This is a genomic window from Kitasatospora sp. NBC_00070, from assembly GCF_045041205.1.
Taxonomy (GTDB): domain Bacteria; phylum Actinomycetota; class Actinomycetes; order Streptomycetales; family Streptomycetaceae; genus Kitasatospora.
In genome coordinates, this window is sequence record NZ_CP108247.1 from 106,795 (window position 1) to 119,717 (window position 12,923).

The following is a 12,923-nucleotide window of genomic DNA, read 5'->3' on the forward strand; positions in this document are numbered from 1 at the left end:
GCAGCAGAGGGGCCGCAGGAGCGTCCGTCGTCACCGCAGGACGGCGGGCTGTGCGCCGGCTTCGTTCGAGCGGGCGCACGGCACGCGCGGGCTGCGCGGAGGAGGTCAGTGCCTCCGGTGCCTGGCCCGGCGCTTGCCCATCGGCACAGCGGACGGTGGTGGTCGTCCGAGGTGCGGTGACCTGTTGGTTCGTCAGCCACTTCTGCGCCAGGAGCCCTGGTGCGGACAGGCCCTTCTGCGAACCGCCCGCACCCCGGGGCATGCGCGCGCCCGTCCTCGCCGTCGGTGACGGCGCGCTGGGCTACTGGAACGAGCTCAACCGACCCACCGGATTTGACAGTTGCTCTCACTTTCGGCGGAACGCCGATCAGCAGATCAGTGGCCGGCCGAATCAGGTGCGTCGTCTGAGCTCACGGCCGACACCCAGCCGGGCACCAGTCGTCGTGCATGCCCGTCAGGTTCGGTTCAGTCCCCCACCCGGCCGGTGTCGTACGCCCACATCGCGATCTCAACCCTGTTTCGGGCGCCGATTTTGGTCAGCAGGCTGGCGACGTGGGTCTTCGCGGTCGTCAAGCCGATGAACAGCTCGGCGGCGATCTCGGCGTTCGTACGGCCGCGGGCGACCAGCGTCAGCACCTCCTCCTCGCGTTCGGTGAGCGGCTCGATCGGTTGGGTCCGTCGGCTCGACGGTTCCCTGGCGGCGAGGGTGGCCAGCAGCCGCCGGGTGATGTTCGGCGCGATCAGGGCATCGCCGACGGCGGCGGCGTGGACGGCCTGGACGAGCAGCGCCGGCCCGGCGTCCTTGAGCAGAAAGCCTCGGGCGCCGGCCCGGAGCGCGCCGTGGACGTACTCGTCGAGGTCGAATGTCGTGATCGCCACCACCGCGATCGGGTCCGGGACACCCCGCCCTGCGAGGAGCTCGGTCACCGCGATGCCGTCCAGCCCGGGCATCTGGATGTCGACCAGGCACACGTCGGGGCGGAGCCGATGTGCCAGCTCGACGGCGGCGTGGCCGTCGGCGGCCTGGCCGACGACCTCGATGTCGGGCTGCGCCTCAAGGATCATCGACAGGCCGGTGCGCACCAGGTCCTGGTCGTCGGCCACCAGCACGCGCACCGTCATCGGCGTACCTTCGTCGGCAGTTCGGCGTCGACCGTCCAGCCGCCCTCGGGCGCCGGCCCGGCACGCAGCGTGCCGCCGAGCAGCTGCACGCGCTCGGTCATCCCCAGCAGCCCGAAGCCGTGGTTCACCGACCGTGCCGGGTCGATCTGTCCGTCGTCGGTCACGCGTAGTCGCAGCCCTCCCGCGCCCCCGACGACCCGGATCTCCACCCGCGAGGCGTTGCGGGCGTGCCGCAGGGCGTTGGTCAGCGCCTCTTGCGCCAGCCGGTAGACCGCCGCGTCGACCTGGGGCGGAAGGTCGTCCAGGTCATCCGGCAACTCCACGTCGACGACCGGGACAGGGGCGCGTCGGGCGAGGGCCACCAGGTCGGCGACGCCGGGCTGGGGGGCGTACTCCGCCGGCGCTCCGTCGCGCAGCACCCGGACCATGGCCCGCATCTCCGCGAGCGTCCGCGACGCCTCCCCTTCGATGACCGCCAGCGCCTCGAGCGCCGCTTCAGGTCGCTGCCCGGCCATCGCCCGGCCCGCCTGCGCCTGCACAGCGATCGCCGAGACGTGGTGGGCGACCATGTCGTGCAGCTCGCGCGCGAGGCCGATCCGCTCCTCGCTGCGGCTCTGGTCCAACGCCCGGCGCCAGCTCTCGGCGCGGTAGCGGAACGCCGCTCCGTCCGCCGCCGCCGCGAGGATGGCGAACCCGCCGATGACGTCGGCCGGCCCGGTGTAGTCGGCGACCGTACCGATTCCCGCGGCGACCGCCACCACCGCCAGGCCGATCACGATCTCGCGCCCTGAGCCCCAGCGGACCAGCGCGTAGACGAGCACCAGGACGTAGATCATCGTGTCGAGGCCCACGCTCGGCGCCCCGCCCAGCAGGCTCGCCAGTCCCAACGCCATCACGGTGCCGAAGGCCACCACGACACAGGCCAACGGGTGGGTACGCCGCCAGAGCAGCACCGGCGCCAGTCCGACCGCCACGACCGTCGCGAACGGCCGCCAGGCGACGTCGTCCCGGAGGACCCCCTCGAGCAGCGCCGTCACCGTCAACACCCCGACCAGCACCCAGTCGCGCGGCACCCGTTCGGGGGCGTCCGTGGCGCGGGGCTCGGCCCACAGCGAGCTCAGGGCGTTGGTGGTCACACACCCAGCCTAGGGACTGCCGAGGCGTCGGGGACCGACCGAAAGAACGAGACGCCGCTCCTCCCAACGGCCGAGGCGGGTCCGGCCTCGACGCCGATGTACCCGCCGCCGGGCTCGGCGACCGTGGACCTACCGATCCTCACCACGACAACGGAGCCTGCGATGACAACACGTCAACCCAGCACCACCGCACTGGAAGACCCGCGGATCCCGGTGAGAGCCAAGCTCGCCGCAGCGTGGACAAGCTTCCTGTTCCTGTACGTCTACGTGGACATTCTCGCCTTCTTCAAGCCCGGCGTCATCGACGACATCGAGGGCGGCGTCGTCTGGAAGTTCGACATCAGCCAGACGTTGTTGACCACCTTCCTCGCCCTCATGGCGATCCCGATCCTCATGGTCGTGCTGTCCATGACGCTGCCCGCCCGGGCGAACCGCATCACGAACCTCATCGTGGCCTCGGTGCAGGTCCTCTTCGCGGCGTTCAACGCGGTGGGCGAGTCCTGGACGTACTTCTACGGCCTCGGCGTCGCACTGGAAGTGCTCGTTCTCGCCCTCATCCTGCGGTACGCCTGGACCTGGCCCCGCACCACACCGTCGGCGACCGTGGCGACCAGCCCGGACCACGAAACCGGTCCCGCCCAGCAGCAGGCGTGAACCCAGGAGCAGTCCCCGTCTCGGCGACGGATTCGGCGGCTCCGCGCGAGACCGGACGCCGACCGTCAGCACCCACGCGCGAGCCGATCTGGCACCTCGCCGCGGACGGCCTCGCGATCGTCCTGATCGCCAGCGACCTGCCCCAGCCATCGCCCCAACCCAGCCTTCGAAACGACCCAACGATTGGCTCTTTGATCTCCATGTGATCAAATGGTAAGACTTGATCAGGCGGATCAGACTTTGCCCATCGGAGGGGACCACATGGCCATCGCAGCGGAGGTCCGTCACGCGTGGATCCTCAACGCGGTACGAGAGCTCGGCACCGTGCGCGTGGTGGACCTGGCCGCACACCTTCACATCCCTGCGGTCACCGTCCGGCGCGACATCGCCGTCCTGGCGGAGCACGGACGGCTGCGTCGCTCCCACGGAGCGGTCTCCCTGCCGGAGGAGGTCACGACCGATCCGTCCGACGGCCGTGAGCGAGCGATCGGCATGCTGGTGCCCACCGTCGGGTCGTACTTCGACGAGGTGATCGCCGGAGCGCGCGCCGCCGCAGCGGCGGCGGGCGCCCGGCTGGTCCTGGGCATCGCCCCCTACCAGGCCCGCAACGACCGCCTCCAGGCCGAGCGGCTGCTGGAGTCCGGTGTCGACGCGCTGATGCTGGCCCCGAACTGGCTCCCCGGCGGGCAGCACGAGGAGTTCGACTGGCTCGACGAACTGCCGGTCCCCGCCGTCCTGGTCGAACGCTGGGCCTCGCCGGTCGGGCCCGGCGCCGCGCTCGACGCCGTCGGCTCCGACCACCACCACGGCGTCCTGCTCGCCCTGCGCCACCTCGCCTCGCTCGGCCACCGCGCGGTGACCCTGGCAGCCCGCGACGACACCTGGACCTCGCACCAGGTACGGACCGGCTACACCGAAGCCGTCCGGCTGCTCGGCCTCCCACCCCAACCGGTCATCGGCTTGCGGACCTCGGACCAGGGCTCCGGCCACGGCAGCATCGAGACCCTCGCCGACCAGGTGGCCGACGCCGCCGCCTCGGGCGTACGGGCGGTGCTCGTGCACAACGACCACGACGCCATCCAACTGCCCGCACTGCTGCGCACCCGCGGCCTGCGGGTTCCCGCCGACCTCGCCCTGGTCTCCTACGACGACGTGTACGCCGCACTCGCGGCACCCGCGCTGACGGCCGTGGCCCCGCCGAAGCGAGCCGTCGGCGCCGCGGCGGCCGAACTGCTGCTGCGGCGCCTCGACCACGGGCCGCCCTGGCCGGCCCGCCGGATCGTCATGCTGCCGGACCTGAAGATCCGCAGTTCGTGCGGAGGCCGGGGCTGAGAGCTCTGGGAGACGAGTGAGGTGGTGCCGATCAAACGATCTGCACCACCTCAGCTCTCAGCCCGCCTCGCGGGCCAGCACCGCCCCTGCCGCGTGCAGCCAGCGCGGCGCATCCTGACGCGCCGTCACGGAGCTTCCGGCGAGCCGGGTCAGCGTCACCGCCACGTCCTCGTCGGACTCCCCCGCGACGATGCGGGCGCCGACCCCGGCCCGCTCCGCCCGGCCCACCACCTCGCCGACCACCTTGCCGAGCAGACTGGTGGCGTCGTACCGGCCCTCGCCGGTGATCACCAGGTCCGCGTCCGCGAGAGCCTCGTCCAGACGGAGCAGTTCGGCGACCGCTGCCGCCCCCGGCGTGACGACGGCACCCCAGGCGGCGGTCAACCCGTACGCGGTGCCCCCGGCGGCGCCGGCGCCCGGCTGGTCCGGGTCACCCCCGAGCAGTTCGACGAGGCGGGTGAGCCCCCGCTCGAGCCGCTCGACGTCGGCCGGGCCGGCACCCTTCTGCGGGCCGTACACGGCGGCGGCCCCGTCGGGGCCGAGCAGCGGATTGCCGACGTCGGTGAGCAGGTCGACGCCGTCGCGGGGGGCGGCCCGGAACCGGCCGCGGTCGATCCGGTGGGCCCGGCGGAGTGCGCCGCCGCCGTCGGGGAGCGGGACACCGTCGGCGTCGAGCACCGACAGGCCCAGGCCGGCCAGCAGGCCGGTTCCACCGTCGGTGGAGGCCGAGCCGCCGAGGGCGACCACCAGGCGCCGGGCGCCCTGGTCGAGTGCGGCGGCGACCAGCTCACCGGTGCCTCGGGTGGTGGCGGTGAGCGGGGCGGGCTCCGCCATCAGCGGCAGGCCGCTGACGGTGGCGAGTTCGACCACGGCGGTGCCGTCCGGGAGGAGCGCGTACTCGCCGTCGACGGGCCGGCCGTCGGGGCCGGTGCAGCCGCCCACCCGGATCAGGACGGCTCCCGGGTGGGCGGCCGCGACGGCGGCGAGGGTGCCCTCGCCGCCGTCGGCCATCGGACGGAGCACCAGCCGGTCGTCCGGTCTGACGGAGCGCCAGCCGTCGGCCAGCGCCCGGGCCGCGCCACCGGCCGTGACGGTGCCCTTGAAGGAGTCGGGGGCGATGACCACCCTCACCGGGCGACCACATGGGCGAGATGACGCTCGATCACGGTCTTCAGGGTCTGCTCGCCGGGCGTCCGCCAGACGTCCTCGTTGAAGATCTCGACCTCGACCCAGCCGGTGTAACCGGCGGCGGTGACCTGGTCGGTCATGGCGCGGAAGTCGATGTGGCCGTCGCCGACGTGGCCCCGCCCGAGCAGGGCGTCGGCGGGCAGCGGCAGCGTCCAGTCGCAGACCTGGTACGAGGCGATCCGGCCGCCCGCGCCGGCCCGGGCGATCTGGTCGGCCAACTGCGGGTCCCACCAGACGTGGTAGCTGTCGACCACCACGCCGACCTGGTCGGCGGGGAACTGCTCGGCGAGGTCGAGGGCCTGGCCCAGCGTGGACACCACGGCCCGGTCGGCGCAGAACATCGGGTGCAGCGGCTCGATGGCCATCCGGACACCGAAGTCGCCCGCGTGCGGGGCGAGTTCGGCCACCAGGTCGGCCACCCGGGACCGCGCACCCGCCAGGTCGCGATCACCGTCGGGCAGACCGCCGACCACCATCACCAGGGTGTCGGTGCCGAGTTCGGCGGCCTCCTCCAGGGCGCGGAGGTTCTCGGCCAGCGCGGCCCGGCGGTCCGCCGGGTCGGTGGGGGTGAGGAACCCGCCCCGGCACAGGCTGCTCACCGCGAGCCCCGCGTCGCGCACCAGGGTCGCGGCCGTGGCGACCCCGACCTCGGCGACCTTGTCGCGCCACAGCCCGATCGCCGGGATCCCCGCTGCCACGCAGCCCCGGACGGCCTCCGGCAGGCTCCAGCCCTTGGTGGTGATCTGGTTCAGCGACAGACCCTTCACGACTCCACCCCCGCGACGGCGCGGAAGCGGGCCATCCGCCGGGCGGCGAGATCCGGGTCCGGCAGGATGCCGGCCGCCTCCGCCAGGCGGGACAGCTCGATCAGGTGCGGGACGGAGCGCCCGCTCTGGGCGCCGGCCACCATGGTGAAGTGCCCCTGGTGCCCGGCGAGCCAGGCCAGGAAGACGATGCCCGTCTTGTAGTGGTACGTCGGTGCGGCGAACAGGTGCCGGGCCAGCGGCAGCGTCGGTGCCAGCAACCTGTCGTAGCCGTCGAGGTCCCCGGCGTCGAGGGCACGCAGGGCGGCGGCCGCGACCCGGGCGATCGGGTCGAAGATCCCCAACAGGGCGTGACTGTGGCCGAGTTCGTCACCGCGGATCAGCTGCGGATAGTTGAAGTCGTCACCGGTGTAGAGGCGGACGCCCTCGGGCAGCGCCCGGCGCAGGGCGATCTCGTGGTCGGCGTCCAGCAGGGAGACCTTGATGCCGTCGATCCGGTCGGCGTGCTCGCGGATCAGGGCCAGCACGGTGCCGGTGGCCCGGTCGAGGTCGGCCGAGCCCCAGTACCCCGACAGCGCCGGATCGAACATCTCGCCGAGCCAGTGCAGGATGACGGGCTCGCGCGACTGGGAGAGCAGCCGGCCGTAGACGTGCAGGTAGTCCTCGGGCCCGTCGGCGGCGGCGGCGAGCGCGCGGCTGGCCATCAGGATCGGCTGGGCGCCGGCTTCCTCCACGACGGCGAACTGCTCCTCGTACGCGGCCAGGATCTGTGACAACGACGTTTCGGGCGAGGGTAGTTGGTCAGTGCCGACGCCACAGGCGAGGCGGCCGCCGACGGTCCGGGCCTCGGCACCGGAGCGGGTGATCAGCTCCTTGGTGGCGGCCCAGTCCAGGCCCATGCCGCGCTGCGCGGTGTCCATCGCGTCGGCCACGCCGAGGCCGAGCGACCACAGGTGGTGGCGGAAGGCGAGCGTGGCGTCCCAGTCGACGGCCGCGGGTGCCCCCGGGGCGTTCTCACCGCGGGGGTCGGCCACCACGTGGGCGGCGGCGAACGCGATCCGGCTCAGCGGGGCCCTGCCGGGCTGCGGGGGCGGGCAGTCGTCGGCCGTGAGGCTGCTGGTGACCATGGGTCAGATCTCCAGCTCGGGCACGTCGAGGCGGCGGCCCTCGCGGGCGGAGCGCAGCCCCAGTTCGGCGAGCTGGACGCCCTTGGCGCCCTCCAGCAGGTCCCAGCGGTACTCCGACCCGGTCGCCACGTGCCGCAGGAACAGTTCCCACTGGATCTTGAAGCCGTTGTCGAACTCGGCGTTGTCGGGCACCTGCTGCCACTGGTCGCGGAACGACTCGGTGACCGGCAGATCCGGGTTCCAGACCGGCTTGGGGGTCGAAGCCCGGTGCTGGAAACGGCAGTTGCGCAGGCCCGCCACCGCGCTGCCCTCGGTGCCGTCGACCTGGAACTCGACCAGCTCGTCCCGGTCGACGCGCACCGCCCAGGAGGAGTTGATCTGCGCGGTGATGCCGCCGTCGAGCTCGAAGATGCCGTACGCGGCGTCGTCGGCCGTGGCGGCGTAGGGCCGGCCCTGCTCGTCGACCCGCTGCGGGATGTGGGTGGCGGTGTGGGCGTAGACCGATCGGATCGGGGCGACGATGCCCTCCAGCACGTACTGCCAGTGCGGGAACATGTCCAGGACCATCCCGCCGCCGTCCTCGGCACGGTAGTTCCAGGACGGGCGCTGGGCGCTCTGCCAGTCGCCCTCGAACACCCAGTAGCCGAACTCGCCGCGCACCGACAGGATCCGGCCGAAGAAGCCGCCGTCCACGAGTCGCCTGAGCTTGAGCAGCCCGGGCAGGAACAGCTTGTCCTGCACCGCGCCGTTGCACACCCCGGCCGCCCGCGCCAGCCGCGCCAACTCCAGTGCCGCGTCCAGCGATTCGGCGGTCGGCTTCTCGGTGTAGATGTGCTTGCCGGCCGCGATGGCCCGCCGGATCGCCGGATCGCGGGCCGGGGTCACCTGGGCGTCGAAGTAGACCTCGGCGAGCGGGTGGGCGAGCGCCTCGTCGAGGGAGGTGGTCCAGTGCGCCAGCCCGTGCCGGTCGGCGAGCTCCTTGAGCTTGGACGCGCTGCGGCCGACCAGGATCGGCTCGGGCCACAGGACCTCGCCGTCCGCCAGGGCGAGGCCGCCCTGTTCGCGGATGGCGAGGATCGAACGGACCAGGTGCTGGCGGTAGCCCATCCGGCCGGTGACACCGTTCATCACGATGCCGATCACTGTGCGGGGCATGGGACTGGTACTCCTCTTGTCGTGGTGGGTGGGCGCCTGCCCGGGCGGCGGGGCGTCCCGTCCGGGCTGCCGCCGAGGGTGACGGCCCGTCAGGCGCTGCGGTGGATGTCCCCCGGCAGGACCGGGTGGGCGAAGGGCAGCCCGGCGGCGTAGCGGGCGAGTTCGTCCGCGGCGGCGCCCGCCATCCGGTGCAGTTCGCTGCCCAGGGAGCCGGCCGCGTGCGGGGTGAGCAGCACGTTGGGCAGGTCGTAGAGCGGTGAGTCGGCCGGCAGCACGTCGGGGGTGGTGACGTCGAGGACGGCGTTGAGGCGGTCGGCCGCCAGCTCCTCGATCAGGGCGTCCTGGTCGATCAGGGAGCCTCGCGAGGTGTTGATCAGGGTGGCGCCGTCCTTCATCAGGGCGAGCCGGCGGCGGTCGATCAGGTGCCGGGTGGCGGGGAGTTCGGGTGCGTGGACGCTGACCACGTCGCTCTGCCCGCAGAGTTCGTCGAGGCCGACGGGCCGGGTGCCGAGGGCGGCTGCCTGTTCGGCGTCCACGTAGGGGTCGTGCAGCAGCAGGTCGAGGTCGTAGGGCCGCAGCAGTTCGATGACGCGGCGGCCGATCCGGGAGGCGCCCACGATGCCGACGGTGCGGCGGTAGTTGCCGATGGTGGGGTAGCTCTGGCTCCAGTCGCCGGGGGTGCGGTGCTGGCGGTACTCGGCGGCCAGCCGGAGGATCTGCTTGTTGGCGAACAGGACGGCCGCGACGGTGTACTCGGCGACCGGGAGGGCGTTGGCCCAGGCGGCCGAGGTGACCTGGAGGCCCCGCTCCCAGCAGGCGTCGGTGACGTGGTGCTTGACGGAGCCTGCGGCGTGGATGACGGCCCGCAGCCGCGGGGCCGCCGCGAGGACTCCTGCGTCGATCGGCGGGCAGCCCCAGCTCGAGAGGATCACCTCGGTGTCGGCGAGCGCGGCGACGGCCTCGGGGGTGCTGAAGTCGTCGACGACCACGGCCGGATCGAAGCTGGCCAGACCGGTGAGCCGGCCCAGGGTGAGGGGGTCGAGCAGTTGGGGGGCGAGCGTCGGGTGCATCGCGAGCAGGGCCCGGGGCCGCCGGCCGACCGCTTGCTCCGGGCTGGCGGAGCCGGTGGACACGGTCTGCTGGTGGGGCACTCGGGTCTCCAGTCGTTCTTCGGGATGGGCCGGTCGCGTGGTCATTTGACGCTGCCCGCGGTCAGTCCGGCCTTCCAGTGCCGTTGCAGGGCGACGAAGGCGACGACCAGCGGGAGGACGGCGAGCAGCGAGCCGGTGACGACCAGCGGGTAGTACTCGGGGAAGGCGTGCGTCTCGGTGTTCCACGTGTAGAGGCCGAGGCTGACCGGGAAGAGGTCGTTGTCGGAGAGCATCACCAACGGCAGGAAGAAGTTGTTCCAGATCGCGGTGAACTGGAACAGGAACACCGTCACGAAGCCGGGCATCACCATCTTCAGACCGATCGACCAGAAGATGCGCAGCTCGCCGGCCCCGTCCATCCGGGCGGCCTCCAGCACCTCGCCCGGGATGTAGCCGCCGCAGAAGACGCGGGAGAGGTACACGCCGAAGGGGAAGACCAGGGAGGGCAGGAAGACCGCCCAGAAGGTGTTCACGATGCCGATCTTGGAGGCGATCAGGTACATCGGCAGGGCGGTGGCGGTGGTGGGGACGAGGACGCCGACCAGCACCAGGCCGAAGAGCTTCTCCTTGCCCCGGAAGGCGTAGACCTCGAAGGCATACCCGGCGCAGACGCAGACGAACGCGCAGAGCAGGGCCCCGAGTCCGGCGTACAGCAGGGAGTTGAGGTACCAGCGGAAGTAGATGCCGTCGTCGGCGGTGACCAGGTGCCGGAGGTTCTCGCCGAGGTGCCAGCGGGCGGGGGTGAGGGTGTTGCCGACCAGCAGGTCGCCGGTGTTCTTGGCGGCGGCGGTGAGCAGCCAGGCCAGTGGCAGCAGGGTGTAGAGGGTGGCCAGGAGCAGGGCGCCGTTGACCGCGGCCTTGGAGAGGGTCCACGGGCGGCGGCCGGTCGGTCGCTGCGGTACGGGCCGGGCGGGTCGGGCGGGTCGGGCGGGTCGGGTGCGGGAGATCATCGGGTGGCCTCCGTACGTCGGTCGGACCGGCTGCGGCTGATCCGGGTGACGATGAGGGAGAGGGCTGCGGCGGTGACGGCGAGCAGGACGGAGGACGCGGCGGCCAGTCCGTAGTCACCGCGTTCGAAGGCGGCGGTGTAGGCGTACATGTTGGGGGTCCAGGCGCTGGTCACGCCCGGGGAGGTGCCGTGCAGGATCATCGGTTCGGTGAAGAGCTGGAGCGAGCCGATCACGGTGAAGAGTCCGACCATCGTGAGCGAGGCCCGGATCAGCGGGATCTTGACGCTGAACGCGGTGCGCAGCGGCCCCGCGCCGTCCACCACGGCGGCCTCCAGCACCTCGCGGGGGATGGCCTGCAGCGCGGCGTAGAAGATCACCATGTTGTAGCCGGTCCACTCCCAGGCCGCGATGTTGACCACGGCGGCGAGCGGGTGGCCGAGGATGTCGCCCTCGGCTCCCGCGGCGTTCAGCGCGTCGATCACCGGGCTGATGCCGGGGGTGTAGAGGTACATCCAGATCAGCGCGGCGATGATGCCGGGCACCGCGTGCGGCAGGAACAGCGCCAGTTGGAAGAACCGGCGGGCCCGGGCGAGCGTGGAGTCGAGCAGCAGGGCCAGCAGCAGCGAGAAGCCGACCATCACCGGGATGTAGACCAGGCAGTACTGGGCGGTGTTCGCGAAGCCGTCCAGGAAGGCGTGGTCGGTGAGCGCCCGGGTGTAGTTGCCGATCCCGGTGAAGACGCTCTCGCTGCCGCCGAACCCCAGGCCGGAACGGCGTTCGCTGAACAGGCTCAGGTAGATCGCGTAGCCGATCGGGATCAGCGTGCACCCGGTGAACAGCACGAAGAACGGGGCCAGCAGGAGCGCGGGGGCCCCGCTCCTCCCGCGCCGCCGCACGGTGGCGGCGCGGGAGGGCGTGGTGGTGGTGTGGCTGGTCACTGGGCGACCTTGAGTCCGCGGTTCTTCATCTCGGCGACGGTGGCCTGCTGGCCGGCGTCGACGCCGGCCTGGACGGTGCCGCCCTGGGTCAGCTTGCCGAACGCGTCCTTGATCGAGCCGTTGGTGGCGGCCATGGCGGGGCCCCACTGCCAGTTCGGCTTGATGGACTCGGCTGCGGCGCTGAAGACGGAGTAGATGTCCTGGCCGCCGTAGAAGTCGGTGTTGAAGGCGGCCTTGGCCGCCGGCACCAGCGCGGGTGCGGCGGGGAACATCGAGGAGGTGCCGGAGGCGATCCGGGCCTGGATGCCCTCGGGCGTGGTGGTGGCCCAGGTGGCGAACTCCAGGGCGGCCTTGGCCTTCTTGCTCTCCTTGGAGACCGCGAAGGTGGTGCCGCCGAGCATGCCGCTGGCGGGTTTGCCGTCCCAGCTCGGGACCGGGGCGACCGCCCACTTGCCGGAGGCGTCGGGCACCGTGCCCTTGAGGACGCCGCCGCCCCAGGCCGCACCGACGTAGGCGGCGGTCTCGCCCTTCTGCAGCGAGGCGGTCCACTGCTGGCTGAAGGACGGCTGGACGCGGACCAGGTCGTCCGAGATCAGCTTCTGCCAGTAGTCGGTGACGCGGTTGGTCTCGCCCCCGTTGAGCTCCACCCGCCAGGCGTCGCCGACTCCGGTGAACCAGTGCGCCCCGTTCTGCCAGGCCAGTGCCTCGAGGGTGCTCGGGTCGTCGGGGAAGAAGGTGCCGATCCGGCTGTCGGGGACGGCCTTCTTGAGCATCTCCGCGTCGGCGCGGTACTCGTCCCAGGTCTTCGGCGGGGCGGTGATGCCGGCCTTCTCGAACAGGTCCTTGCGGTAGAAGAAGGCCTGCGGGGCGGCGTCCAGCGGCAGCGCCCAGCTCCTGCCGCCGAGCGTGGTGAGCTCCACCGACTGCGGCAGGTACCTGCCCTTGAGGTCGCTGGACACCAGCTTGGAGATGTCCTGCACCGCGCCCTGGCTGACGAAGTCCGGCAGCTGCCCGTACTCGGTGTTGAACAGGTCCGGGGCGTTGCCCGCCTTCACGGCGTTGGCGATCTTCGCGTAGCCGCCCGCGACGCCGGAGGGGATCGCCTCGAAGGCGACCTGGACGTCCTTGTGCGAGGCGTTGAACGCGTTCACGACCTCCTGGGTACCCTTGGCCCAGCCCCAGAAGGTGATGGTCACAGGCTGCCCGTCGCCGGCGGGGGCGGCGCTGTCACCGCTGCTGCCGCAGCCCGCGACGAGTGCGACGGAGACCGCGGAGGCGGCGAGGGCGACGGCGATGCGGCGGGTTCTGTGGCCGCGGGCGGGGGAAGGGCTGCTGGTCATGGCTCGGCTCCTGTGGAGGGGGCGGTGTGCCGGATCTGCCGGTCCTCGAATGACTGGCCGGCGAGT

The 12,923-nt window shown here is 72.2% G+C and carries 12 protein-coding genes; 2 read left to right on the forward strand and 10 right to left on the reverse strand.

Annotated features, from left to right (window positions below; genetic code table 11):
- Window positions 1–465 precede the first annotated feature (465 nt).
- Together OHV05_RS00500 and OHV05_RS00505 are read right to left on the reverse strand one after the other, a co-directional pair.
- Window positions 466–1,122, reverse strand: coding sequence for a response regulator (locus OHV05_RS00500; protein WP_405015734.1), 657 nt, complete (start codon window positions 1,120–1,122; stop codon window positions 466–468).
- The gene (locus tag OHV05_RS00505) at window positions 1,119–2,258 is read right to left on the reverse strand and encodes a sensor histidine kinase (protein ID WP_405015735.1); all 1,140 of its coding nucleotides are present in this window, start codon (window positions 2,256–2,258) and stop codon (window positions 1,119–1,121) included. Before OHV05_RS00505 ends, OHV05_RS00500 begins: the two co-directional genes overlap by 4 nt.
- A 123-nt stretch (window positions 2,259–2,381) precedes the next feature.
- On the opposite strand from OHV05_RS00505, the gene OHV05_RS00510 reads away from it, so the two are divergent.
- Together OHV05_RS00510 and OHV05_RS00515 are read left to right on the forward strand one after the other, a co-directional pair.
- Window positions 2,382–2,912, forward strand: a complete 531-nt coding sequence (locus OHV05_RS00510) for a DUF6326 family protein (protein ID WP_405015736.1) — start codon at window positions 2,382–2,384, stop codon at window positions 2,910–2,912.
- 261 nt (window positions 2,913–3,173) lie between these two features.
- On the forward strand, window positions 3,174–4,244 hold the full coding sequence (locus OHV05_RS00515) for a substrate-binding domain-containing protein (protein ID WP_405015737.1): 1,071 nt from the start codon (window positions 3,174–3,176) through the stop codon (window positions 4,242–4,244).
- Window positions 4,245–4,301: 57 nt separating this feature from the next.
- On the opposite strand, the gene OHV05_RS00520 is transcribed toward OHV05_RS00515, so the two are convergent.
- The 8 genes from OHV05_RS00520 to OHV05_RS00555 form a co-directional block, all read right to left on the reverse strand.
- The gene (locus tag OHV05_RS00520; RefSeq protein WP_405015738.1) at window positions 4,302–5,375 is read right to left on the reverse strand and encodes a glycerate kinase; all 1,074 of its coding nucleotides are present in this window, start codon (window positions 5,373–5,375) and stop codon (window positions 4,302–4,304) included.
- Entirely contained in the window at window positions 5,372–6,199 is an 828-nt protein-coding gene (locus OHV05_RS00525) for a sugar phosphate isomerase/epimerase family protein (RefSeq protein WP_405015739.1), read from the reverse strand. Before OHV05_RS00525 ends, OHV05_RS00520 begins: the two co-directional genes overlap by 4 nt.
- The gene (locus tag OHV05_RS00530; protein ID WP_405015740.1) at window positions 6,196–7,323 is read right to left on the reverse strand and encodes a dihydrodipicolinate synthase family protein; all 1,128 of its coding nucleotides are present in this window, start codon (window positions 7,321–7,323) and stop codon (window positions 6,196–6,198) included. Before OHV05_RS00530 ends, OHV05_RS00525 begins: the two co-directional genes overlap by 4 nt.
- 3 nt (window positions 7,324–7,326) lie before the next feature.
- Window positions 7,327–8,478: a Gfo/Idh/MocA family protein gene (locus tag OHV05_RS00535; RefSeq protein ID WP_405015741.1), complete on the reverse strand. Its 1,152-nt coding sequence runs from the start codon at window positions 8,476–8,478 to the stop codon at window positions 7,327–7,329.
- An 89-nt stretch (window positions 8,479–8,567) separates the two neighbouring features.
- Window positions 8,568–9,548, reverse strand: a complete 981-nt coding sequence (locus OHV05_RS00540) for a hydroxyacid dehydrogenase (RefSeq protein WP_405021365.1) — start codon at window positions 9,546–9,548, stop codon at window positions 8,568–8,570.
- Window positions 9,549–9,670: 122 nt separating this feature from the next.
- Window positions 9,671–10,579, reverse strand: a complete 909-nt coding sequence (locus OHV05_RS00545) for a carbohydrate ABC transporter permease (RefSeq protein ID WP_405015742.1) — start codon at window positions 10,577–10,579, stop codon at window positions 9,671–9,673.
- Window positions 10,576–11,517 carry a carbohydrate ABC transporter permease gene (locus OHV05_RS00550; RefSeq protein WP_405015743.1) on the reverse strand — a complete coding sequence of 314 codons (942 nt, stop codon included), beginning with the start codon at window positions 11,515–11,517 and terminating at the stop codon, window positions 10,576–10,578. The genes OHV05_RS00545 and OHV05_RS00550 overlap by 4 nt, the downstream gene beginning before the upstream one ends.
- A complete protein-coding gene (locus OHV05_RS00555; RefSeq protein WP_405015744.1) occupies window positions 11,514–12,857 on the reverse strand; it encodes an ABC transporter substrate-binding protein in 1,344 nt (447 codons plus the stop codon). Before OHV05_RS00555 ends, OHV05_RS00550 begins: the two co-directional genes overlap by 4 nt.
- Window positions 12,858–12,923: the final 66 nt, after the last annotated feature.

Coding starts and splice junctions, on each gene's coding strand:
- OHV05_RS00500 (WP_405015734.1), bottom strand. CDS start 1,122: ATGACGGTGCGCGTGCTGGTGGCCGACGACCAGGACCTGGTGCGCACC.
- OHV05_RS00515 (WP_405015737.1), top strand. CDS start 3,174: ATGGCCATCGCAGCGGAGGTCCGTCACGCGTGGATCCTCAACGCGGTA.
- OHV05_RS00530 (WP_405015740.1), bottom strand. CDS start 7,323: ATGGTCACCAGCAGCCTCACGGCCGACGACTGCCCGCCCCCGCAGCCC.
- OHV05_RS00535 (WP_405015741.1), bottom strand. CDS start 8,478: ATGCCCCGCACAGTGATCGGCATCGTGATGAACGGTGTCACCGGCCGG.
- OHV05_RS00540 (WP_405021365.1), bottom strand. CDS start 9,548: ATGCACCCGACGCTCGCCCCCCAACTGCTCGACCCCCTCACCCTGGGC.
- OHV05_RS00545 (WP_405015742.1), bottom strand. CDS start 10,579: ATGATCTCCCGCACCCGACCCGCCCGACCCGCCCGACCCGCCCGGCCC.
- OHV05_RS00555 (WP_405015744.1), bottom strand. CDS start 12,857: ATGACCAGCAGCCCTTCCCCCGCCCGCGGCCACAGAACCCGCCGCATC.